Source organism: Streptomyces sp. PA03-1a, from assembly GCF_033792805.1.
Lineage (GTDB): Bacteria > Actinomycetota > Actinomycetes > Streptomycetales > Streptomycetaceae > Actinacidiphila.
The window spans coordinates 56,393-82,737 of the sequence record NZ_JARAVO010000004.1 but is presented as its reverse complement, the minus strand read 5'-3'; the positions used below and the strand labels follow the sequence as shown (position 1 = coordinate 82,737).

General features: G+C 71.0%; 4 protein-coding genes. 2 read left to right on the top strand and 2 right to left on the bottom strand.

Features of this window, described 5'->3' with window-relative positions:
* Positions 1 to 170: 170 nt before the first annotated feature.
* Positions 171 to 4,667: an FtsK/SpoIIIE domain-containing protein gene (locus PV341_RS01795; protein WP_500356463.1), complete on the top strand. Its 4,497-nt coding sequence runs from the start codon at positions 171 to 173 to the stop codon at positions 4,665 to 4,667.
* 106 nt (positions 4,668 to 4,773) lie between these two features.
* Here the strand turns inward: PV341_RS01795 and PV341_RS01790 are convergent, their stop codons facing one another.
* Positions 4,774 to 5,073 carry a hypothetical protein gene (locus tag PV341_RS01790; protein WP_158689870.1) on the bottom strand — a complete coding sequence of 100 codons (300 nt, stop codon included), beginning with the start codon at positions 5,071 to 5,073 and terminating at the stop codon, positions 4,774 to 4,776.
* Between the two features lie 48 nt (positions 5,074 to 5,121).
* A complete protein-coding gene (locus PV341_RS01785) occupies positions 5,122 to 5,991 on the bottom strand; it encodes a hypothetical protein (protein ID WP_500329366.1) in 870 nt (289 codons plus the stop codon).
* A gap of 182 nt (positions 5,992 to 6,173) precedes the next feature.
* Between PV341_RS01785 and PV341_RS01780 the strand changes: the two genes are divergently transcribed.
* Positions 6,174 to 26,333, top strand: coding sequence for an RHS repeat domain-containing protein (locus PV341_RS01780; RefSeq protein WP_500356461.1), 20,160 nt, complete (start codon positions 6,174 to 6,176; stop codon positions 26,331 to 26,333).
* Positions 26,334 to 26,345: the final 12 nt, after the last annotated feature.

Sequence of the window (26,345 nt, the reverse complement as noted above, 5' to 3'; positions counted from 1 at the left end):
GTTCGGGCGTCACGAGGACGAGGAGCGTGCGGTGGCGGCGGAGACGCCCGCCGCCACCGAACACGGCGACGAGGACGGCGACCTCGCCGAGCCGACCGCATTCGGACCGGCGGGCGTCTCCGCCGCCACCGCACGCTCCTCGTCCTCGTGACGCCCGAACTGGGAAGACCGTGAACCTCACCATCACCACCGTCGACGGCGCGGACGGCGCGCGCCGCGACCACCTCGTAGGGCTGCCACCGCGCACCACCGTCGCGGACCTCTCGGAGGCCTTGGACGGGGCGCGAAGCCGCGACCTCTACCTCGACGGCCGCCGGCTCGACCCCGACGCGCCCGTCGATGCGGCGGGACTGCGCGAAGGCGGCGTCCTGGGCCTGGGTGCCCCCGGCAAAGACCCCGACCGGGTACGCGTCGGCGCCGGGACCGACGCCGGACCGGTGCTCGCCGAGGTCCACGTGGTCTCCGGACCGCAGGCCGGGCGCACCTGGCGGCTCGGGTTCGGCAGCCACGAGGCCGGCTCCGGACCGCTCTGCGCGATCCGTCTCGAGGGCGACGGCGTCCCCGAGGGCGGCCTGTGGGTGACGGTCGGCGCCGACGGCTCCGCCCACTGGCACCGCACCAGCACCGCGCCCGGTGACGACGTGCGCGGCCGGGTTGCCGCGCCCCCGCCGGACGACGCGGTCACCGCCCTGCGCCGCACCCGTCCGCACAAGGTCACCACCGAGCGCACCGCCGCCCAGGGGCAGCCGGTGCCGTGGCCGCCCGGCGAGGACCTGACCGTCGGCTCCGTCCTGCTGAGGATGAGCGCGCCGGTCGAGGCGGACGCCGCCGTCACCGAGTCCGCGGACGGCTTCGGCATCGACTACAACCGCCCGCCGCGCATCGCCCCGCACCTGGACGGCGAGCGGGTGCGGCTGCCCTCGCCGCCCTCGCCCCCCGCCAAGCGGCCCTTCCCCGCGGCCATGATGATCGCCCCGGTGATCATGGGCTTCTTCATGGTCGCCATCTTCAAGTCGTACTACTTCCTCGCCTTCATCCTGCTCGGCCCGATGATGATGGTCTCCAACTGGGTCACCGGCCGGCGCACCGCCCGCAAGGAGTACGAGGAGGCGGACCGGCAGTACAACCGGCGCCGGATCGTGGTCGAGGACGGCGTCCGCGAGGCCGTCGCCCGCGAGCGCCGGGTACGCCATGTCACCGGCCCCGACCCCGCCGCCGTCGCCCTGATGGCCACCGGGCCGGGCAGCCGGCTCTGGGAGCGGCGCCGCCACGACCCCGACCACCTCGTGCTGCGGCTGGGCACCGCCGACCAGCCCTCGCTGCGCGAACTCGAGGACCCCGCCCGGGACGAGAACCACCGCACCATCCGCTGGAACATCCCCGACGCCCCTATCGCCATGGACCTCAGTGGCCATGGCGTGGTGGGCGTGGCCGGCCCCGCCGCCGAGGTGCAGCCGCTCGCTCGCTGGATGGCCGTGCAGGCGGCGGTGCTGCACACTCCCCGCGACCTGCGGATCGTGCTGCTCACCGATTCCAGCCGCGCCGGCGACTGGGCCTGGGTGCGCTGGCTCCCGCACGTGCGGCCCGCCGCGCCAGGCGGCCCGCTCGTCCTGATCGGCAACGACCCAGAGTCGACCGCGGCCCGCGTGTCGGAACTGGTCGCGCAGATCCAGGTGCGCAAGCGGGCCACGCGCTCCGACCGCAACGCCGCCCCCGTAGGCCCCGACGTCCTGGTGATCGCCGACGGTGCCCGGCGGCTGCGCGACGTGCCCGGCATGGTCCAGGTCCTCACCGAGGGCCCGGCCGTACGCGTCTTCAGCCTGTGCCTCGACGACCAGGAGCGGCTGCTGCCCGAGGAGAGCACCGGTGTGGTGCTCGCCGAGGCCGGCCGGCTCACCGTCAAGCGCCCCGGCACGCCCGACGTCCCGGGGGTCCGCGCCGACCACGTCACGCCCGAGTGGTGCGAGCAGGTCGCCCGCGCCGTGGCGCCGGTCCGCGACGTCAGCCCCGAGCACGACGCGGGACTCCCGCAGCGGGTGAAGCTGCTGGACCTGCTGAACCAGGAACCGCCCAGCGCCGAGAAGATCCTGGCGGGCTGGCGCTCCCGGCCCTCCGCCACCTCCTTCGTGCTCGGCAGCGGCTTCGAGGGCCCGTTCTCCCTCGACCTCGTGCAGGACGGCCCGCACGGACTGGTCGCCGGCACCACCGGCTCCGGAAAGTCCGAGCTGCTGCAGACCTTCGTCGCCTCCCTCGCCGCCGCCAACCGGCCCGACGAGCTGACCTTCGTCCTCGTCGACTACAAGGGCGGCAGCGCCTTCAAGGAGTGCGCGAACCTGCCGCACACCCTCGGCATGGTCACCGACCTCGACGCCCACCTGGTCGAGCGCGCCCTGGAGTCGCTGGGCGCCGAGCTGATGCGCCGTGAGCACGTCCTGGCCGCGGCCAACGCCAAGGACCTCCCCGAGTACCAGGCCAAGCGTGCCGCCGACCCCACCCTCGCGCCGCTTCCGCGGCTCCTGCTGGTGATCGACGAGTTCGCCACCCTGGTGCGCGAGGTGCCCGACTTCGTGCCCGGACTCATCAGCATCGCCCAGCGCGGACGGTCGCTCGGCATCCACCTGGTCCTGGCCACCCAGCGTCCCGCCGGTGTGGTGACCGCGGACATCCGCGCCAACACCAACCTCCGGATCGCGCTGCGCGTCACCGACCAGTCCGAGAGCCAGGACGTCATCGACGTCAACGACGCCGTCGACATCTCCGCCACCACCCCCGGCCGTGCCCTGGTGCGGCGCGGGCCGAAGTCCGCCGAGCCGTTCCAGACGGCCTGGGTCGGCGCCGAACGGCCGCGGCCAAAGAGCGAGGCGGAGACCGAGGCCGACAGCGGCGCGCGCAAGCCCGTCGTGGCGTCGGAGCTGTCCTGGGACGCACTCGGGCGGGCCGCGGCCCCGCTGGCGTCCGAGGTCGTCCTCACCCGGAGCGCCCAGGCACCCGCCCCCACCGACCTCCAGGTCCTGGTGGAGGAGATCCGCACGGCCGTGGACCAGCTGGAGGACTACACCCCGCAGCCCAGCCCCTGGCTGCCCGCGCTGGAGCGCCGGGTCCTGCTCGACGACCTCGACGCGATGAATCCCGTCCGCGAGGGACGCCTGCTGATCCCCTACGCCCTGGAGGACGTGCCGCAGCTGCAGCGGCGCCACGTGGCCGCCGCCGACCTCAGCAGCTTCGGCCACCTGTACGTCATCGGTGCGCCCCGCTCCGGCCGCACCCAGGTGCTGCGCACCCTGGCCGGTTCCGCCGCCCGCCACCAGAGCACCGCCGACGTGCACTTCTACGGCATCGACGCGGCCGGCGGCGGCCTGGCCGCACTCACCACGCTCCCGCACTGCGGCGCCGTCGTCCCCCGCCACGACACCGAGCGGCTGGAACGGCTGCTGCGCCGGCTCAACCAGGAACTCGTCAGCCGCCAGGAGCTGGCGCAGCGGCACAGCGCCACGGGTATCGACGAGCTCCGCAAGGTGCTTCCGAAGGCCGAACGCCCGGCGCACATCCTGCTGCTGGTCGACGGCTGGGACGCCCTGTCGGCCATGCTCGACGAGCACGAGTACAGCCACATGTACCAGGACATGGTCCGCCTGGTCCGCGAGGGCGCCGGCGCGGGCATCCACTTCATCGGCACCTCCGAACGCTCCCTGCTCAGCGGCCGCATGGCGGCGCACAACGACCACCGGCTGCTCCTGCGGCCCGGCGACCGCTCCGACGTCCAGGCCGTCGGCATGAAGCCCGGCAAGCTGCCGGCGGAGATCCCGCCCGGCCGCGGCTGGCACGTCCTGACCGGCACCGAGACCCAGATCGCGCTGCTCGCCCCCGGCGGCGGCACCGAGCAGGTCGAGGCGCTGCGCAAGATCGGGGCCGCGGCGCTCAAGCGCGACGCGCGGGTGCCGCAGGAGCGGCGCCCCTTCACGGTGGCCTCGCTGCCGCGGTCGGCGGAGTTCGCCGACGTCTACGACAAGGTGCCCGCGGGGCAGCGGCGGCCTCTGTGGGGCCTGCTTGGCATCGGCGGCGACGGGGGAGAGCCGGTCGGCGTCGACCTCGCGGGCGCGTCCGCGGTGTTCGGCGTCATCGGCCCCACGGGGTCCGGGCGCAGCAACACGCTGGCCTCGTTGGCGGTCTCGCTGCTCGCCGGCGGTACCTCACTGGTCGTCCTCACCCCGCGCGAGTCCCCGCTGCGCGGACTCAGCCGGCACACCACGGTCCGCGTCATCACCGACACCGAACCGACCGAGGAGGCGGTGCGCTCCGCGCTCGCCGCGCTGCCCGGCCCGCGGGTGGTGATGGTCGACGACGCCGACCTGCTGGCGATGTCCGGCGCGGACAAGCTCCTCAAGGAGATCACGGTGTCCGGCCGCGACCAGGGCCTCGGCCTCGTCTACGCCGCGACCGCCGACGGTGTCCAGGGCGGCATGAGCGGCTGGATGTCCAGCGCCCGCAAGGCCCGCCGGGGTCTGCTGCTCGGACCGAAGAGCACCACCGAGGGGGACCTGATCGGCGTACGGCTGCCGCACGCCATCACCCGGGTGGCACCCCATGCGGGCCGCGGCTGGACCGCGGGACCGGGCAACGAGGTGATGGCGCTCCAGGTGCCGCTGACCTCGCTCCGCACGGAGTGACGCCCGAGCCGTGGCCCGCACCGGAGCGCGGGCCACGGCACGGGCCCCGGACACCGCGAAGGGCCGGACGGGAGACGACTCCCGCCCGGCCCTTCGCGCGCGTCCCCTACTTCTTGTTGAAGTTGTTCGCGACCTGGGTGTCGAAGTCCTCGGCGCCCTTGGCGATCGAGGTGAACGCCTCACCGAAGTTCTCCAGGCCGTGGATGGCCTGGGTGAGACTGCCGGTGAACTGCTCGTAGGCGTCACGGATGGCGGGGCTGGCCTGGGGCAGCACCAGCTCGTCGTTGAGCATGCTCTCGACCTGGCCCTTCAGGCTCCCGAGCCGGGTCATCCACTCCTGGCAGGTGGCCGCGTGAGTCGCCGCCCGCTGCCGGACGTCCTCGGGAACGATGTGAATCGCGGGCATTGCATCGCCTTTCTCTTCTGATGACTGGCCTGGGGGTGGTGTCCCCGATCAGGCGATCTTCGGGTTGGTGCCGCCGTGGGTACCCGGGTTCTGCGGATGAGTGTCCGGGTTGTTGGGGTTCTTCGGGTCGTGCGGGTCCTCGCCCGGCTTGTTGCCGCCGGACCACGTCCACTCCGGCGTCTTGCCGTCGGAGCCCTTCGGGCCGCGGGTGTACTCGGTGTGGCTGCCGTCGCTGCCGGTGACGGTCATGGAGCCGCTGCCGTCGCCGTTGATGTTGGCCACCGTGTGCGCGGTGCTGCCGTCGGGATAGGTGGTCTCCGTCGTGTAGCTCGGGCCGTTGTAGGTGGTGGTGGATTTGTACGTGTTGCCGTCGTACTTGACGGTGGTCACTTCCTTGGTGACGTTGCCGTCCTTGTCGACCTCCACGTGCGAGTCGATCGAACCACCGTTGGGTGTGTCGACGTGGAAGTCGGGGGGCGTGTCACCGGGGTTCGTGGCGGAGCAGAAGTCCGGCAGTTCGCCGGGCCCCTCGCACTCCTTGAGGTGGTTCTGCTTGTAGTCCCACAGGTCCTTCTTCTGCCGCCAGTTCTGAACGTGCAGATTGGCGCTCATCACACCGATCTCGGCGCCCAGCTCGGAGTCGAACTCGCGGAACGCCTCGCCCACGCCGCCGAACGCGGAGGCCAGCTCCTTCAGGCCCTTGTCCGCGCGTTTCATCGTGCTGCTGGCGTTGGTGTGGAAGAGCGACATCGCACTGGCGACGCCCTCGTGCCCGAGGATCGCCTCCGCCTCACCGCTGCCCGAGCCGAGGCGGCCGAAGACGCCCTTGTTGATGAGCGGGTCGATCTCGCCCGCCAGGGCTTCCAGGTCGCGCTTCGCCGCGTTGAGGACGTCGTAGTCGATTTTGATCTCGGGCACAGGGGACCTCCGGACGGTCCTTGGAGAATCCGGTCACCACGACCACGCACCACGCCCCCCGCCGGTTCACCGCCGCGCACGGGTTTGACCCACGTCACATGAACCACGCGCGTGCCCCGCGCGTGGTCCACGTGGAGAGCTCCGCCGTGCTCCTCTGCGCCGAACCGGGAGGAATCCCTGACATGCCTCGCCCGAGCGACTGGAACGTTCTCGGCCTCCACGGGGACCCGACCCCCGGAGACCCGGTCCAGATCCGTCTGCTGGTCGACGACCTGGTCAAGATCGGTACGCAGGCGAGGTCCATCGCGCAGGCCATCGACCAGGTGATGAACACGGCGGACAGCAGTGTCTTCGCAGGGAAGACCGCCGACGCGCTGCGGGGCAAGGTCGACGACAGGCTGCGCAACCACATCAACGACGTGGCCGACTCCTTCTGGGAGGTCTCCCAGAACCTCGGCGCCTGGGCGAACCACATCGAGGACGCCCAGCGGAGGGCGGACGGCGCCCTGTCGGCCGCACGCGGCCTGCCGGAGGACGACCCGCAACTGGAGGCCCTTCGGCAGACCGCCCAGAGCGCGGGCACGGAGCTCGACGAGGTGGGCAACACCATCGCGAACGCGGTCAACAACGCCTCCGACATCCGGCTGCCGATCTCGGACTGCCAGGTCTTCTGGGAGATGTTCCAGATCCTGGCAATCATCCTCATCGTCCCGGCGCTGATCTTCGGCGGGCCGGTCGCCCTGCTCGCGCTCGGCGTCAACATGACGTTGTTCGTGAAGGCGGCCATCGACTTCGCCCGCGGCGACATCGGTTTCCTCGACCTGTTCCTCGCCGGGCTCGGCATCATCGCCCCCACCACGAAGGCGCTGCCGATCTTCGCCATCGGCGGTCTCCTCAAGTCCGGCTTCAAGGCCGCCCTCCAGTGGGGACGCAACGGCTTCATGTCCATAAAGGACATGGTCAGCGGGTTCCGCTTCGCCACCGTCTTCACCGGTCTGAGGGACGTCGCGCGGATCAGCCTGACCTGGGTGCGCCAGGGCGGACTGTGGGTCATGCAGAACTTCCACAACGTGCCCGCGCTCGGCGGCTCGGTGTTCGTCAAGGGCGGACTCGTCGTCGTGCAGGGCGTCCGCTCCATCCCCGTGGTGGTGCGCGGCTGGGGGTCGGCCATACGGGCCGGCGCCCCCGGGGCGTGGCAGAACTTCCGGCTCTTCGCACAGGAGACCTGGAGCAGCCAGATGGCCGGCGGCAAGTGGACGCGCCTGATCCTCCCCGTGACGCACACCGACATCGCGGAGTACGGGCTGAAGGGCGCCCTGCGCATGGGCTTCTGGGACCGCGGCGTCATGGGCCGCGGCGTGTGGGACCTGCCAGTGGGCGGCACGGTCGCGCACACCGTGAGTGCCGTGCCGATGGGTCCGCACGGCGCGACCCCGCACCTGGACCTGGGGCACGCCAACATCAACATGGCCCGCATGGACCTGGCGGACGTGCGCTTCGGCAACTTCGGCGACACCCACACCTCCGTCCGCCCGTCCTCCTTCTCCGTGGCGCCCGTCAGCACCGTCGACCTGACGGGGCTGCGGGTCGGCACGGTCAACCCCGTCTCGGTGCACGGGGCGAACGCCGTGTTCGACAACTCGACCGCGGGATTCCGGGCAGTGCGGCACATGGACGACGTGGTCGACATCGCCGGTACGCAGATGAGCCGGATGAGGATCGATGCCCTCGACGGGGCGCCCGGCCAGATGAGCGGGGGACTCGGGGTGAGCTCGATGGCCCCGGGTGGCCATGTGACGCACTCCTCCGGTCTGTATGTGCCCGGCTCCGCCGGCGCCCCGGTCGTGCACGAAGGCGTGGACGTTGCCGCCCTCGTCGCCAAGGGCAACGGAGGGAACCTGCTCGCGCAGGGTCCGGCCGGCGTCCTGACGGCACCGCCCGGCGGGACCGGCGCGGTGCACACCGCTCTCACCGGTGCGCCCGCGCCCGCTCCGGGCGGCACGGCCCTGCACGACCTGCTCGCCGCCCCCGGCGCCCCGGGTGCGGGAACCGGTGCCGCGCACACCGCGCTGACCGGCGTCCAGGCGCCGCCGAGCGGTGCCGGGGTCCACGACCTCCTGGGGGCTCCGGGTGGAACGCCCGGGGCCCACGGCCCGCTCACCGGGGTCCCTGGGCACCAGAGCGGCACCGGTGCCGCCGGAGGCTCGGCGTTCGACCTGCTGTCGGGCGGCGCCAAGGGGACGCCGAACAACCCGGTGCCCACCCACATCGGGTCCGACCTCGGGGACAACGTCGCCGGTGCCGCCCGCGCCAACCAGGCCCATCTGAGCCTGGACGAGATCGTGCGGCCCGCCGGCAGCGGACGCCCCGGCTCCGTGGTCACCGACACCGTGCCCGGTCCCACCACCCCCGGCGTCCCCGCCTCCGGTGTGCCCAAGGGCGGCGTGCACGGCACACCGCCCAAGGACGCGGCCCGCTCCGCGCTCGACCTCCTCGACGACGGCCGGGGCGTCCGTTCCGTCGACGGCCCGGCCCTCGCCGGCGCACCCGGGACCGGGGCCGGGAAGACGGTGGACGTCGACGCGGGCCAGGCGTTCGCCGGCGCACCCGCGCGGCACACCGACGACGTCGTCACCCCGGCCCCGCACGACAAGGTGGCCGTCACCGGCGACGGGCACGTGGCGGTGCCGCTGCGTCAGGACCCCGCCCCGGTACCGCCCGCGACGTCGGGCGGCGGGCGCGTGCACTCGCACCAGGCGGAACTGTTCCACGAGGTCAACCTGAAGCTGGGCAAGATGGGCGCGGACGCGGTGACGGTGGAGACCGTGACCGCCGCCCGCCAGGTGCTGGAGGACCTGCGCGGCGCCGCCTTCACCAAGGTCGACGTCCGGGCGCAGGCCGACCAGTTGGCCGTGCACCTCGCGGGCCCGGAACGCGGGAAGCTCCCCGGCGGCGTCAGGGACACGGACTTCGCCGACGACGCGCCCGTCACCCCGGGGCCGGGCGGGCACCACGCACCGCCTGTCCCGCCGAGGCCGGAGAGCGGCCTGCTCGACGGGCTCGACGACCTGGTCCTGGACGACACCGGCGCACCGATGCGCTCGCACTTCGACATGGACGACGACTCACTGCCCGGTTCCCCGGTCGGCGAGCACGGCACCGAGGACCTGGACGGCTTCTCGGAGTTCGTGGACCTGATCCGCCCGCTGCGGCAGCACGTGGAACGGGCCTTCGACAACCCCGCCGCGGACATCGAGGTGGCCCTCGTGGCGAGCCCCGGAGGCCGGACCTGGCGCGAGTTCTCCGACGACGTGGGCCACGCCATGGTGTCCGTGATGCTGCCGGGCGAGCGCAAGCCGCTCACGATCGGCTTCTACCCCGAGGACGGAAACCTCTTCGGCAACCCGGGTGCCATCGTCAACGACGCCGAATACCTCCTCTCCGGGCACGTCCGCGTACTGGGCACCTACCGGATCACCGCGGCGCAGCTGTTCGACGGGTACCGGTACGCGATGGCCAACTCCGGTGCCGTGTACGACCTGTTCCGCTACAACTGCGTGAGGTTCGCTGAGGGCTTCGTCTCCGCGGCGCTCGGGAAGTCCGTGGCGGACCTGTGGGTGGCGGCCCCGTACCGGCTCGTGGACACGATGCTGCGCCGCGACGGCGCCTGGCACTGGGCGGACGGCACGTCGCCCGTGGCCAAGCTGACCGCCGACGACACGATCCGGTACCAGGACGCCTTCGGCGAGGTGGAGGACTGGCGGCTCCACGACCAGGGCCGGTTCCAGGCCGCCACCGACCAGGCCAAGACCTTCGTGCTCTTCGACCACCAGCGTCCCCTGATCGACGGCAATCTCGCGACGGCTCCGCAGAAGGAACGTCTGCTGATCCTCGACCAGTTCGAGAAGATGATCACCCACACCATCCTCACCTCGGGTGACGACGCCGGACGCCAGCTGTCGCGTCAGCTCGGCGAGACCTACGGCACGCTCCGTCCGGGGCTGTCCGATCTGCCGGGACCGTCGGTGACGGCGCCCGCCGCCGGCGACTCGCTCTCGGGGATCGGGAGGGGCTCCGTGGACAGCGTCCCGGAACCGGCCCCGAGTCCCGGCACGTCGGCCGCGGGGGACTCCACCGGGCACCTGCCGCCATCCTCCGTGCAGTACCCGTCCGACGTGCAGCACATGTTCGACGAGATCGACGACATGCTCGACGACATGGGCGTGTTCCGCCACTCGGTGGACGACCTGCCGGCCGGTTCGCCGCCGGTCGTCCACGGGGCCGGCGGGGACGACGTCGCACGGTTCATGGACGACACGCGGCCGGTGCGGCAGCACCTGGAGCACGCGATCGCCGACCCCGCTGCCGACATCCGGCTGGTCCTGGGGACCGACGGCTCGACGGGCGCCCGTTCGCTGACGGTCTGGCTGCCGGGCCGGGACGCGCCCGTGCCCCTGGGCCCGGGTGCGCCGGGCGAGTTCGGTGCCGTCCGCGGCACCGTCGACGGGGCCCCGGGGGGCGGGACGCACGTCCTGGAGGAACACCGCATCACCGCGGCGCAGCTGGAGAACGCCTACCTGTACGCGGCGCGGAACCTGCCGCTGTGGCACACCGACGCGGGCCGGTTCACCGACGGTTTCATGGACGCCGTGCTCGACGCGCGGCCCGCGGCGCCCGAGGGTTCGGTGGGCGCGGCGGTCCACGACGTCCCGGACACGCCCCCCGCGGTGGGGGACAAGGGGAAGGGCAAGTCGCCCACCGGCACCGGCACCGGCACCGGCACCGGCACCGGCACCGGCACCCTGGACACCACCGGCACCGGATCGCACCACGACGGTCTGCGCGCGGACCTCGGGGACGACCTGTCGGACATCGACGCGTCGGCGGCCATCACCGACGCCCGCCGCGAGCTGATCAACGCCCGGACCATCCGCGACGACCTGCAGACGCGCTACGTGGAAGGCTTCGGCACCTCGGCCGAGGCCGACGGCTTCCGGTACCTCGAGTCGTGGCAGCACGTCAGGCAGGCCGACGCCGCGCTGGCCCAGGCGGAGGCCCACTGGTCCGACGTGACGGGCGGCGCGCCGTTCCCCGAGGTGCAGGCGTACCGCGGGTACGGGCTCGGCGGCGCGGCTCCGCACCTGCCCGAGGGGCTGCGGTCGCTGTTCCGCGGCAGGGGCCGGGCCGATGTCGTTCCGCCCGCCCCCGAAGGTGTCGTGCAGTCCGTGGACCACGTCCCTTCCGCGACGCACGTCGTCACCCCGCTGGAAGGCGGGAAGACCAGCCACGCACTGGTGCCCAGCGGCCAGGACCTGACGGTGGCCCGCTGGATCAGCGAGCCGGAGTCCGCCAAGGGATGGCCCGGGGGCAACGGCAGGGAGGCGTACGAGGGAGACCTCACGGCGCACCAGGACATCCTGGCCAAGGGGCTGGCGGGCGCGGAGCACGACGACGCGTTGAAGTCGGTGCTGGTGCAGCAGCAGAAGTCGTTCGAGGAGAACGTGCAGCTGTTCCACGCCCTCGAAGGCCGCCCGGAGCTGGCGAACCTGCGGATGCCGCAGCTCTCCGCGATCGTCATGGCCGAGCGGCGGGCCCTGCGCACGCTGACGGCGGACACGGACCTGCTGACGCAGAAGTTGAACAGCGGCGACTGGAAGTGGGCGGAGGGCTACCCGCTCGACGGGGCGCAGGCCCACGAGCTCATCGCCAAGGTCCACCGGCACCTCCAGGAGGACCTCTCGCTCACGGTGAACCTCAAGCTCGGCGACATCACGCCGGCCGGAGGGACGCTCCTGGACGCACTGACCTCGGACACCCAGCTGCTCCGCAACGCGTGGGAGGCCAACAACGCCAACGCGGGGTACTACGTCACCCGCGGCAAGACGGAGGAGGCTCTCGGCCTGCCGGCGTCCGTGAAGCGGACGACCGAGGCGTCCGGGATCTACCCGGGCGCGCAAGGACGGCCGTTCGCCCCGACCGCCGACGACCTCGTGGACCTGCCCAACTACGCGGCCCTCACGTCCAAGTACCGGCCGAGCGGCGTGAAGATGTACGGGCGGGCGGTCTTCCACCTGAATCCCGACGTGATGCAGCGCGCCACGTTCACGCCGGCGGACAGCTTCATCGAGGGCCTCGAGGGCGCTCGGAGCGTCACCGGCCGCGGCAACATGCTGCCGCTGCTCAACCACGGCCCCGAACCCCTGGTCCGGCTGGCCTTCGCCGAGGCGACCGACTTCCGGTACGACGGCGCGTTCCGCGGATTCCGTGACGCCGGAACGCTGGAGCGCAACCTCGGCAGGTATTTCGAGGCGCAGATCCACGGCGGCGTGAAGTGGGACGACCTCAACCGCGTCGTACTCGTGGACGACGGGTTCGACCCGGCGCTGCAGGCACAGAAGCTGCAACTCGAGCAGTTCGCCCAGGCCAACGGGCACTCCTTCACCGTCGAGATCCACAACGCGCGACCGGGCGCGGGCCGCGCCCCTGGCGTGCACCCGGCGCCGCCCGGGACCGGCGGAGCCCACTCGGGTGGCCCCGGCCCGTCGTCCTCCGGTGCCGGCGGGGGTCACCTCCCGGGTCCGGGCCCGTCGCCGTCACATGTACCGGCACCGGCTTCCGCACCCGGCGAGGGCGCGGCCGGAGGGGCCGTCGACGGCGTGCACGCGAGCTACGACGACCTCGTCTTCACCGCCTCGCTCCTCGACCGCGACGGTGTGCCCCGGGACGGCCTGTTCACGGGTACGGCCGCGCGCGTCGAGGGCTCCGGCGACGCCTCGTTCGTCTCCCCGGCGGCACCGTCCGCCTCGGGGGGCATCACGAAGCTGACCGAGGACGGGATTCTGGACGTCGTCATCGGCACGGGTGGGCGCAACGGCGGCGAGGAACGCCGCACGCTCGGCGGTTTCGAGTTCGGCGCGGGCACCCGCAACAACAACGGCAAGAATCTCGTTTCACGGCCGATCGTGGTCACGGTCAAGGACGGAGAAACGGAAGCGCAGGTGGCCGTCCACCTGAACGTGATGCTCAGCTCGGGCAACGAGGCCGACGTGACGTTGGCGGGGAAGAAGGTCGCGAACACGACGGAAGTCACGATCACGGGGAGCAAGTTCCACCTCACCGCGCGGCCGCACACCGACCAGGGCGTGATCGACCTGCACGGAGCCTCCAGCGACACCGCGTCGAAGTCCATCCACGTGGGGCCGAGCAACGCCCTCTCGTCCGGCTGGAACAGCAGGCCGGGCAACACCAGGAACCTCGCGCAGGCTCTCGGCGTCTCGGAACAGAAGCTCATCGACGCACTCGACAACCGGTTCCCGCCGAGCGGACTCGTCGAGACGGTCCACCGGTTCCAGGACGACGTGGAGCGCGCCGTCGTCCACGGCTCCGGCGCGGAGGAGGTGCGGGTTCACTTCCAGGGCGACAAGTCGTTCCCCGTCCGGGGTGACTCCGGGGGTGTGTCGGCGCCTGCCGTTACCGGCCTGTCGGGCGGGGCGGGTGACGTCCTGCACGGTGCGGGTTCTGGCGCCGGCCGGGTGGATCTGACGTTGGACGCGGGATGGGATGCGGCGCGGGGTGCGGCGGCGCCGAACACGGTGAAGCACTCGTGGGTCGATCCGGTGTCGACGCCGCGGGGTGGTGGTGCGCATGCTCCTCGGTATGAGGTGCGTGCGGGTTATGACGTGCGCAGGTTCGAGCTCGGCGGGCGTCCGGTCACGGATCTGACGGTGAAGGTGCGTCTGGCCGGTGACGGGCTTTCACCGAACCAGGTGGACGCGCTGTGGGACCGTGCGGTGTCGGGTGTGGAGCGGGTGTTCAACCGTCCCGGTGAGGTGTTGCGCGACCGCAGTGTTCTGCACGTCACGTTGGAGCGCGTGACGGGCAACGCCTCTGACGCCCACCTGAACGTGAACGTGGGTGGCGCGCGGGGTGCGATGAACCAGCATCAGTGGCGGATCGACGCCACGGAGCAGGATCTCGCGCACGAGCTGGGCCACCAGTTGGGTCTGCGGGACGAGTACCGGGACACCACGGCCGGGCATCGCCCGGAGGTCGACGGCAGCCTCATGGGCAACTACCACAACGCCGCCCCGGAGGGTCTGTCCCAGGGCGGGCTGCGCCCCCGCTACCTCGACCTCATCCACGCCCAGGTCGCCGGCCACGACCACGTGCACGTGCCGCACGTGGCTGTCGACGCGGTCGGCGGGATCGCCCCCCACGCACCGAAGAAGGCCAAGCCGAATCCCTCGCAGCCGGCGGCCGTCCCGCCCACCTTCACGCGGCAGACGGACGCCACGCGATTCACCGAGGGCTACCAGAAGATCGCCGGTCACTACCAGCTGAAGCCCCTCGCCCAGTACGACGGCATGGCCAAGGGCTCGCTTCAGGCCGGTGACGGCACCCGCTTCGTCGCCACGGTCATCGCGACCCCGGACACCGATCTGCTGAAGTTGGCGCAGACGTACGGGACGGCGTTCGGCAAGGAGTCCCTCGGCGAGCGGCTGGGCCTGGTCATCGGTGTCAACGGCCGCGCCGGCACGGAAACCGCGATCGCCGACACGGTGCGCAAGTTCGCCCAGGCATGGGAGAAGGAGGGCGACTTCGCGGTTTCCGTCACCGGCTACACCTGGCACCAGCCCGATCCCAAGCTCGTCGCGGCCGGCGCCCAGAAGGAGATCCCCTACGGCGCGCTGCGTGAGGCGGTGATCCGGGACGACCTGACCCGCGGCATGCTCGACAAGGTCCGGCTCAACGCTGGGGGAGAGGTGTACCTGCACGTCGGTGACGCCGACGTGAAGAGCTTGGTCGTCGGCGGGAAGCCGCTCTTCGAGCGTGCCGCCGCGAAGATCGAATCGCTGAGTACCGAGAACGGGCTCGCTCCCGAGATGGTGAGCGGCGGTTACACCCTCCCCGAGGGCGTCGCGAAGAACGCCGCGGACCTCGATCTGGCCGTGCGCGACGCGATGGCGAAGACCGACGCGCGGACGATCTACTTCCCCGAGCCGAACACGTTCATCCGTGTCGACACGGCCAACTCCCTCGGCCTCGAGAAGGACATCAGGTTCGGCGAGATCTCCGGAGACACCATCAGTTACGAGGCCAGGGAGGGGGAACGTCTCCTCGACAGCCTGGTCAAGAACCGCCGCCACCTGTGGCAGGGGCGGGAGAACCAGGCCGTGGTGTTCGACTCGGGTCTCGCCCTCGTCACGGACGGGGACCGGATCGCCAAGGAAGTGGGGAACGACCCGCGGTCGATCCTCAACGGGCTGACCCAGAGCCACGCGAACGCCAAGACCTGGACCGAGCAGATCGAGCACTACCTCAAGCTGCACCACCCGGACGTGCTGGTGAAGGACGCGAACGCCGGGAAGAGCCTGGCGGCCATCGCCTTCCACAAGATCGAGGCGGACGGCGCCACCACCCTCACGAAGCTGGAGGTGAAGGACCTCGGCACCAACCGGAAGGCGGAATGGAAGGCGCTGATCAAGGCCACCGGGGACGACAAGGCTACGTTTAAGCAGCTGATCGACGTGGCCGTCGACACCCGTAACGCGCTGGTCGACGGCATCAACAAGCACCTGCCGCAGTCCGTCTCGGCGGCGGCGCCGGCTGCTTCTGGCTCCGCGCGGCTGACTGGGGACGGGGTCCTGGACGCCATCGTCGGCAGAGGCGGCGGGAGGCCGGGGGACGAGCGTCGAGTGCTCGGTGGTTTCGAGTTCGGTGTGAAGACCCGTAACAACGGGGGCAACAATCTCATCTCGCGGCCGATCGTCATCACGGTCACGGACGGTGGGACGGAGGCGGAGGTGGCGGTCCACCTCAACGTGGTCCTCACTTCGAGTCATGAGACGCGGGTGGCCGGCGGTTCGTCGGTCACGATCAGTGGGAGCGACTTCCATCTGACCGCGCGTTCGAAGGCTGCCCAGGATCTGATCGACGAGCACGGGCCGTCCATCCTGACGGCGGACAACTCCATTCATGTGGGCCCGAACAATGCCACGCGGGGCTGGAAGAACAATTCCGGTCACACGCAGAACCTGGCGGACGAGCTTGGCGTCTCGAAGGACAGCTTGCTCGATGCGCTCGACAGGCGTTTCCCGCCGGATGGTCTGCTGGACACGCTGGAGCGGCTCCAGCGGGACGTGCGGCACACCGTCGTCCACGGCTCGGCCACGGAGAACGTGACGGTGCGCTGGGAGAGCGGGGACAGGTCCTTCCCGGTGCTGGACGACCCCGCTGGGGTGTCGGCGCGGGCGGTGTCCGCGCCGGCGGGTGCGGTGGATGACTTCTTCCACGGTGCGGGTTCTGGTGCGCGGCGGGTGGATCTGACGCTGGACGCGGGTTGGGATGCGGCGCGTGGTGCGGCGGCGCCGAACACGGTGAAGCATTCGTGGGTGGACCCGGTGTCGACGCCGCGGGGTGGTGGTGCGCATGCGCCGCGGTACGAGGTGCGTGCGGGTTACGACGTGCGCAGGTTCGAGCTGGGAGATCGCTCGGTCACGGATCTGACGGTGAAGGTTCGTCTGGCCGACGAGGGCCTGTCGCCGACAGAGGTGGATGCGCTCTGGGACCGTGCGGTGTCGGGTGTGGAGCGGGTCTTCAACCGGCCTGGTGAGGTGCTGCGTGACGGCAGCGTCCTGCACGTGACGCTTGAGCGGGTCACGGGGAATGCCTCTGACGCCCACCTGAACGTGAACGTGGGGCGTGCGCAGAGTGCGATGAACCAGCACCAGTGGCGGATCGACGCCACCGAGCAGGACCTCGCGCACGAGCTGGGCCACCAGCTGGGTCTGCGGGACGAGTACCGGGACACCACCGCCGGGCACCGCCCCGAGGTCGACGGCAGCCTGATGGGCAACTACCACAACGCCGCACCCGAGGGCCTGTCCCAGGGCGGACTGCGCCCCCGCTACCTCGACTTCATCCACGCGCAGGTCGCGAGCCACGACCACGTCCATGTGCCGCACGTCGACGTCGACGCGGTGGACGGCGTTGCTCCCCACGCACCCAGCAAGGCCAAGGTCAAGGCGAACACATCGCAGGCGGCGGTCGACCCCGCCACATTCACGCGGCGGACGGACGCTGTGCGTTTCACCAAGGGCTTCAGCGACATCGTCGAGAATTACCGGTTGACGCCCGTGGCCCAGTACGACGGCACGGCCAAGGGCTCGCTCCGGGGCGGTGAGGGTACGCGTTTCGTCGCCACGGTGATCGCGACTCCGGACACGGATCTGCTGAAGTTGGCGCAGACGTACGGGACGGCGTTCGGCAAGGAGTCCCTCGGCGAGCGGCTGGGCCTCGTGATCGGTGTGAACGGACAGGTGGGCAAGGACGCCGACATCGTCGACACCGTGCGGAAGTTCGCTCAGCAGTGGGAGAAGGAGGGCGACTTCGCGGTTTCCGTCAGCGGTTTCACCTGGGAGCAGCGGAACCCCCAGCTGTTGAAGGACGGCGGCCAGAAGATGGTGCCGTTCGGCGCGCTCCGCGAGGCGGTCATCCGTGACGATCTCACCCGTGGCATGTTCGACAAGCTGGAGGTGAACGCCAAGGGAGGGGTGTATCTGCACGTCGGTGACGCCGACGTCAAGAGCATGGTCGTTGGCGGGAAGCCGCTCTTCGAGCGTGCCGCCGCGAAGATCGAATCGCTGAGTGCCGAGAACGGGCTCGCTCCCGAGATGGTGAGCGGTGGCTACACCCTCCCCGGGGGTGTCGCGAAGAACGCCGCAGATCTCGACATGGCCGTGCGCGACGCGATGGCGAGGACCGACACGCGGGCGGTCTACTTCCCCGAGCCCAACACGTTCGTCCGTGTCGACCCGGAACTCGGCCTGGAGAAGGACATCCGGTTCGGCGAGGTCTTCGGAAAGGCCGTCAGCTACGAGGCCAGAGAGGGCGAGCGGCTCCTCGACAGCTCCCTCAAGAACCGCGGTTACCTCTGGCAGGGGCGGGAGAACCAGGGCTTCGTCTTCGATTCGGATCTCGCTCTGGTCACGGACGGGGAGCGGATCGCCAAGGAGGTGGGGGACGACCCGCGGTCGATTCTCAGCGGGCTGACCCAGAGCCACGCGAACTCGAAGACCTGGACCGAGCAGATCGAGCGCTACATCAAGCTGCACCACCCGGACGTGCTCGTGAAGGACGCGAACGTCGGGAAGAGTCTGGCGGCCATCGCCTTCCACGACATCCGGGCGGATGGCATCACGGCCCTCAAGTCGATGTCGCGCAAGGAGCTTGGAAAGGCACTCCCGGCAGAGGCGAGCGCGATCATGAAGGTAGCCGATGATTTCCCGGCGCCCGTCAAAAAACTGCTCGACATGGCCGTCGACACCCGTAACGCACTGGTCGACGGCCTCAACAAGCAGCTGCCGCAGTCCGTCTCCCCGTCCGCACCGAGTGCGAGTACGTCCACGGCCGCTCACGCGGGTGCCGGTACGGGCGGGGGCCGGCTGACCCCGGACGCCGTCCGGATCCTGGACAGCATCACGGGATCGAGCACGGTCGACGGTTCCCGCCGTACGCTCGGCGGCTTCGAGTTCGGAAGGGTCCGGGACACGGGGAGCACGAACCTCATCTCGCGGCCCGTGCTGATGACGGTCACCGAGGGGGACAAGTCGGTCCAGGTGGCCGTCCACCTCAATGTGATGGTCACCCCGAGCGGGAGGCTCGACGGAACGACGGTCACGCTCAACACGACGGACTTCCATCTGACCGCGCGGTCGAAGGCCGCTCAGGTCCTCATCGACAAGTCGGGGCCGTCCGCTCTGACGGCGGACAACTCCATTCATGTGGGGCCGAGCAACGCCAAGACCGGCTGGGACAACAGGGGCGGTCAGCTCAAGAACCTGGCGGACGAACTCGGCATCACGAAGGACAGCCTGGTCAAGGCGCTCGACAGCCGTTTCCCGCCGGGCGAACTGCTCGACACCGTCGCCCTGTTCCAGCGGGACGTGGAGCGTGCCATCGTCCATGCCTCCGCCTCCGAGGTCATCACGGTGGAGTTCCGGGGTGACAAGTCGTTCCCCGTCCGGAGCGACTCCAACGGCGTGTCGCCCAGGAGCGTTTCCGTGCCTGCCGGCGTGGTGGACGATGTCTTCCACGGTGCGGTTCCGGGTGCGGGGCGGGTGGATCTGACGCTGGATCCCGGTTGGGATGCGGCCCGTGGTGCTTCGGTGCCGAACACGGTGAAGCATTCGTGGGTGGATCCGGTGTCGACGCCGCGGGGTGGTGGTGCGCATGCGCCGCGGTACGAGGTGCGTGCTGGTTATGACGTGCGCAGGTTCGAGTTGGGGGACCGCTCGGTCACGGATCTGACGGTGAAGGTGCGTCTGGCCGATGACGGGCTTTCAGCGACTCAGGTCGACGCGTTGTGGGACCGTGCCCTGGTCGGTGTGGAGCGGGTCTTCAACCGCCCGGGTGAGACGCTGCGCGACGGCAGCGTCCTGCACGTCACGCTGGAGCGCGTCACGGGCAATGCGTCGGACGCTCACCTGAATGTGAGGGTGGGTGGTCCGGATGGAGCGATGAACCAGCATCAGTGGCGGATCGACGCCACCGAACAGGATCTCGCCCACGAGCTGGGGCATCAGCTGGGTCTGCGGGACGAGTACCGGGACACCACCGCCGGGCACCGCCCCGAGGTCGACGGCAGCCTGATGGGCAACTACCACAATGCCGCGCCCGAGGGCCTGTCCCAGGGCGGACTGCGGCCCCGCTACCTGGACCTCATCCACGCCCAGGTCGTCAGTCACGACCACGTCCATGTGCCGCACGTCGACGTCGACGCGGTCGACGGGATCGCCCCCCACGCACCGGACGGCAAGGCCAAGGGCAAGGCCAAGGCGAGCACCTCGGCGAGTACCTCGCAGTTGGGGCCTGTGCCGCCCACGTTCACGGAGCGGGCGGACGTCCTACGCTTCAGCGAGGGCTACGGCGACATCGCAAGCCACTACCGGTTGACACCAGTGGCACAGTTCGACGGTGCGGCCAAGGGCGCGCTCCAGGGCGGTGAAGGTACCCGTTTCGTCGCCACGGTCATCGCGACCCCGGACACCGATCTGCTGAAGCTGGCGAAGATGTACGGGACGGCGTTCGGCGACAAGTCGGTGCTGGGCGAGCGGCTCGGCCTGGTCATCGGTGTGAACGGGCGCGCCGGCAGTGAAACCGCGATCGCCGACGCGGTGCGGAAGTTCGCCCGGCAGTGGGCGCAGGAGGGCGACTTCGAGGTCTCCGTCACCGGCTTCACCTGGCGCCAGCCCAATCCCAGGCTCGTGGACGCCGGTACGCAGAAGGAGATCCCCTACGGTGCGCTGCGTGAGGCGGTGGTCCGTGACGATCTCACCCGTGGCATGCTCGACAAGGTCAAGCTGAACGCCAGGGGAGAGGTGTACCTGCACGTCGGTGACGCCGACGTCAAGAGCATGGTCGTCGGCGGCAAGCCGCTCTTCGACCGCGCAGCCGTGAGGATCGAGACGCTGACGGCTCGGAACGGTAACGCTCCCGAGATGGTCAGTGGCGGCTACACGCTCCCCGAGGGGGCCACGCCCAAGGCGAAGGCCGACAGAGCGGCCGCGGAAATCGATCTGGCCGTCCGCGACGTCATGGCGAAGTTCGATTCCCGTACGGTCTACTTCCCGGAGCCCAACAGCTTCGTCCGGGTGAATCCGGACGCTCCGCTCGGCCTCGAGGGCAATATCCGTTTCGGAAAGGCCGGAGACATCGTCTATGAGGCGGAGGAAGGAAGGCACCTCCTCGACAGTGTCTTCAAGAACCGTCAGTTCCTGGGTTGGCAGGGCCGAGAGGACAAGCTCGTCTCGTTCGACTCGAGTCTCGCCCTGGTCACTGATGGGGGGCGTATCGCCGACAAGGTCCGGCCTGACGTACCGAGCACGGTCCTCGACGGTCTGACGCAGAGCCATGCGGACCGGGGCACGTGGACCAAGCAGGTCGAGAGGTACTTGGCGCAGTACCACGGGGGTGTCCTGACGAAGGACCCCAATGTGGGGCGGGACCTCGCTGCTTTCGCCTTCCACGGAATTCAGACGGACGACACCACCCTCCTCAAGGCGATGACCCGGCAGGAACTGGGCAAGGCACTGCCTGCTGAGGCCGATGCGCTCATGGAGGTGGCCAAGGATTTCCCGAAGACCCTCAAGCGACTGCTCGACATGGCCGTCGACACCCGCAACGCTCTGATCGGCGGCATCAAAACGCACGTACCGCAGTCCGTCTCGGCGGCGGCGCCGGCTGCTTCTGGCTCCGCGCGGCTGACCGGGGACGGGGTCCTGGACGCCATCGTCGGCAGGGGCGGCGGGAGGCCCGAGGACGCGCGCCGTACGCTCGGTGGTTTCGAGTTCTGTGTGAAGACCCGTAACAACGGGGGCAACAACCTCATCTCGCGGCCGATCGTCATCACGGTCACGGACGGCGGGACGCAGGCGGAGGTGGCGGTCCACCTCAACGTGGTCCTCACTTCGAGTCATGAGACGCGGGTGGCCGGCGGTTCGTCGGTCACGATCAGTGGGAGCGACTTCCATCTGACCGCGCGTTCGAAGGCTGCCCAGGATCTGATCGACGAGCACGGGCCGTCCATCCTGACGGCGGACAACTCCATTCATGTGGGCCCGAACAATGCCACGCGGGGCTGGAAGAACAATTCCGGTCACACGCAGAACCTGGCGGACGAGCTTGGCGTCTCGAAGGACAGCTTGCTCGATGCGCTCGACAGGCGTTTCCCGCCGGATGGTCTGCTGGACACGCTGGAGCGGCTCCAGCGGGACGTGCGGCACACCGTCGTCCACGGCTCGGCCACGGAGAACGTGACGGTGCGCTGGGAGAGCGGGGACAGGTCCTTCCCGGTGCTGGACGACCCCGCTGGGGTGTCCGCGCGGGCGGTGTCCGCGCCGGCGGGTGCGGCGGACGACTTCCTCCACGGTGCTGGTGACGGCCATGTTGACCTGACGCTGGACCCGGGCTGGGGCGCGGCGCGTGGTGCGGCGGCGCCGAACACGGTGAAGCACTCGTGGGTGGACCCGGTGTCGACGCCGCGGGGCGGTGGCGCCCACGCGCCGCGGTACGAGGTGCGTGCCGGCTTCGACGTGCGTACGTTCCCGTTGGGCGAGCGTTCCGTCACGGATCTGACCGTGCGGGTCCGGCTGGCCGCCGACGGTCTGTCGCCGGCTCAGGTGGACGCACTGTGGGAGCGAGCGCTGGGCGGTGTGGAGAGGGTCTTCAACCGTCCCGGTGAGGTGCTCGGCGACGGCAGTGTCCTGCACGTCACGCTGGAGCGCGTCACGGGCAACGCCGCCGACGCCCACCTGAACGTGAGGGTGGGCGGCCCGGACGGTGCGATGAACCAGCACCAGTGGCGCATCGACGCCACCGAGCAGGACCTCGCGCACGAACTCGGTCACCAGCTGGGTCTGCGGGACGAGTACCGGGACTTGACGGCGGGCCACCGGCCCGAGGTCGACGGCAGCCTCATGGGCAACTACCACAACGCCGCCCCGGAGGGCCTGACCCAGGGCGGACTGCGTTCCCGCTACCTCGAACTCATCCACGCCCAGGTCCGCAACCACGGCCACGACCACGTTCACGTGCCGCACACCCGTGCCGTCACGGACGACGCGGTCGCACCCCCCGCGCCCGGCAAGGGCAAGGGGCGTGCCGACGAGGACGCCGGGTCACTGGACGAGGGGCCGGACCTGACCCCGCGCGCCGACGACCCGCTGACGACGGCGGACGCGGAGGCGGCCGTGCAGGACGCCCGTCGCGATCTCAACCGGGCGCACGCGGAGTTCCGGCGGCTCGAGGCGCTCGACCTGGTCGGGAGGGGGTCCTCGAACAGGACCGGGCTGGACGTGGCGCGCGAGCAGGTCGTGACCGCGGAGGTCCGGCTCGCCGAGGCGGAGGCCGCCGAGCTGAGGGTGGCGGCGGCCGAACACGCGTCGCCCGCGCCCGTGCCGTCCGTCCCGCCGGTGCCACCCGTGCCGCCCGTACCGCACGCGCATGACGGGACCCCCGGTTCGGGCCCGGCCTCGTCGCTGCGGGACACGGACTCGCTGTCCGGCACGGAGACGTTCCCCACCGCACACGGATACTTCTCGGAGCTCACCGAGCCCCATCCGCGCCAGATCGACGAGGTCGACGGGACCTTCACCCGGTACGACGAGCACGGCGCTCCCGTCGCCACCGGCCGGCCGCTCCCGGCGCTGCCGGGCGTGCCGGACGGCCTGAACCTGGTCACCCCGGCGCAGGGTGCCGCCTGGCTGGAGGACGCGACCGGCACGCGCATCGCCCACTTCCGCGGGCAGGAGGTCACCGCCACGGCCGACGGCCTGCGGGTGACCCACGTGCACACCGGCGGGCCGCGGGACGGGGAGTTCATCCAGATAGGCACCGACGGCACCCTGGTCAAGCAGGGCTTCAACGTCCTCGACAAGGGCAGGCCCACCGCCTACCAGTACGTCCTCGACCACCCGAACGGCGTGTGGGAGCGGACCGGGCCCGACGGCGCCGGCGCGGGGGTGTTCCACCACGGCAAGGCGGACCTGACGGGCGCCGCGAACGGCCGCGTGGTGCTGCTCAGCGACACCGGCGCACCGGTACCGGTCTTCGAGCGCCGGCCGCTGCCCGGCGGCGGCCTCCTCGACTCGTTCCGCCGCACCGACACCATCGACTTCGGCCGTATGAACCCCCGTACGAGCTGGGCGCGCTGGGGCGACGATGCCACCCTGTCCGGCGCGGGCATCCGCGAGTACGACACCGCGGGCACCGGCTGGCGCGACCTCGACGCGCGCGGCAACGTCGTCCACGAGTACCAGGCCGGTCTGCAGAAGCACGGCAACGGCACCGGCCACACGCTGGCACTCGGGAACGAGGACGGCCGGCTGCGCTGGCACCGCTACGACGGGGCATCGAGGGAGCTGGCCGCGGGCCCGCGGACCCCGGACCGGTACGACTCCGGCTGGACCGACCTCGCCGACGACGGGCGGACCCTCGTCCAGCGCAAGTGGGGCATGGGCCACCTGCCCGAACACGCCGGGCAGTACGAGGAGCACACGCTCGTGCAGGACGCCGCCGCACCCGGCGGGTGGAAGACCGACGGGACCTGGCAGCGCCAGTCGCCGCACGGCAAGGAGGTCGGCAAGGCCGAGGTCGTCGACGGCCACCTGCTGGTCACCGAGCGGTGGCGTGAACAGCGCCCGCCCGTCTGGGTCCGCAAGGGCTTGCTGCCGGGTGCAGGGCACGCGGAGGGCGCCTACGCCCATGTGCTCGGCGACAACGCGTACCAGCTGTTCACCTGGGAGAAGCGGCCCGTCGGGGACGGCGCCGGTTCCGGAACCTCGGGCGTGCGGTACGTCGGTCTCGACGGCGGCACCCTGGATCTGGCGGCGAACGGCGACTTCGCGCGCCTGACGACCAAGCTGCACGACGGCACGACGCTGAAGGTCGGCGACCACGCCGGCGGCCCCGGCTACCCCCCGGCCGACGCCTCGTACGTGCCCTGGGAGGACTCCGGCGGCAGGCACGGCTACCGCGTCCCGCAACAAGGCGCTCCCGACGGCCCGCTGTGGCAGGACCGCTTCCAGGGGCCGGACGGGCGCCTGAGGGTCGCGCGCGAGGGCCTGCCGGACGGAGTCGTGCGCGAGTACGTCGATGCGCCGGTCGTCGGGCATCCCTCCGGCCGCGGCAGCTGGGTCACCCGTGACGCCCACGGCAACCTGACCGGGATGCGGCACCCGAACCCCAACGGCGCCGCGAACAGCTTCATCGAGGGCACGGGGCGGGCGGACTCCGCGAAGTGGACGTGGCGGGAGACGGACGCCCAGGGCAACCACCTCGGCCGCTCCGGCTCCAGGGAGTTCTTCCGCGGCTCCAACGACCCGATGCGGTCCTGGGACGACTCCTTCCGCGACCTCGACGCGAACCGCAACCTGGTCCGCGAGCGCCGCATGCTCGACAAGGGCCGCTTCGTGGACGCCTGGCGCGACCCCGCCCGCAACGAGCGCTGGCTGACCGCCGAGTTCCAGCGCGACGGCTCACCGGCGACCGCACCCGGCCAGGGCGGCCAGGTCCGCACCTGGTGGAACCGGGCCACGGGCACCTGGGACGACCAGTGGAGGCCCGGCGCCCGCCACTTCCGCGACGAACTGCGGTCCGCCGACGGCACCAGGGTCGTCCTGCGCGACACGCCGCTGCATCTGGACGGCCCGGCACGCGTCCGCGAGTACGGCCGCACGGCCGGCGAGCCCGGCGCGGTCTGGAAGGAGTTCGACCACGGCTCCGTCGTCCGCGAGCGCACGGCCGAGACGGGCCCCGGCGGCACCGTCACCGGATACCTGGAGACCGACGCCTGGCGCGGCCAGTGGAACCGTTACGACGCGCGGGGCGAGCTCGTCGCCCAGCGCACGGACAGCGGCCTGGTCTGGGAGCGCCGCGGTCCGCTCGGCCAGATGAAGCTGGTCGGCAACGAGTACGACTACCGCGGGCCGCTGACCGAGATCCGCGGCTGGGGGCGCCGGATCCGCGAGTCCCAGCGCATGCCCTGGTCCGGGACGATGCTCCCCGACGGTGCGGGTGCGGCGCTGCGCGAGGCGCGGTACGAACCGTACTGGCGGACGGTGGCGTACAAGGCCGCCGTGGAGTTCGGCCAGGAGTTCGTCCTGGAGTTCGGTGCCAACCTGGCCGTGAACGGCATTGTGGCCGCGGCCCAGGACAAGCCGTTCACCGGCAAGGACGTGCTGAAGGCGTTCGCCAACGCCGCCGTGTCCTCGGGCGTCAAGACCGGGTTCGGCATCGCCGTGCACGAGAACCGGGCCGCCGGGTTCCGCGAGCTCGGCAACCTCAAGGCGACCCTGGCCAACATCGACGGCGGCAAGCACCCGCAGCGCAGGCCGTTCAACCACGACAAGACCTGGTCCAACGAGTGGGCCGGGAACGAGACCCCCACCCGCTGGCGCGGAGGCATCTACGACTTCACCTTCAGCGCGGGCACCAGCGTGATCTCGGGATGGGTCAACGGCGCCATGAACGCCGCGGTGTGGGGCGTCAGCGACGCCAACGGGAACACGGTCAAGCTCAGCGGCGCGGACGCCTTCCTGGACGGCGGCATCAACGCCGCGGCGGCCCTCACCACGTCGGCCTCCACCGCCCTGGTCAAGAACGTGCTCGTGCTGGGCGGCGGCAGCCGGCTCTTCCACCGGCAGGGCTTCGCGGACTTCTGGATCCAGCTACCCTTCAAGATCTTCGAGAAGTCGATCCAGTCGGTTTACCTGACCGGTGCGTACCGTGCGAGCATCAACCCGTCCTGGTACCAGGTACCGCCGCCCGGCACGCAGCAGCAGTAGAGGATCCGGAAC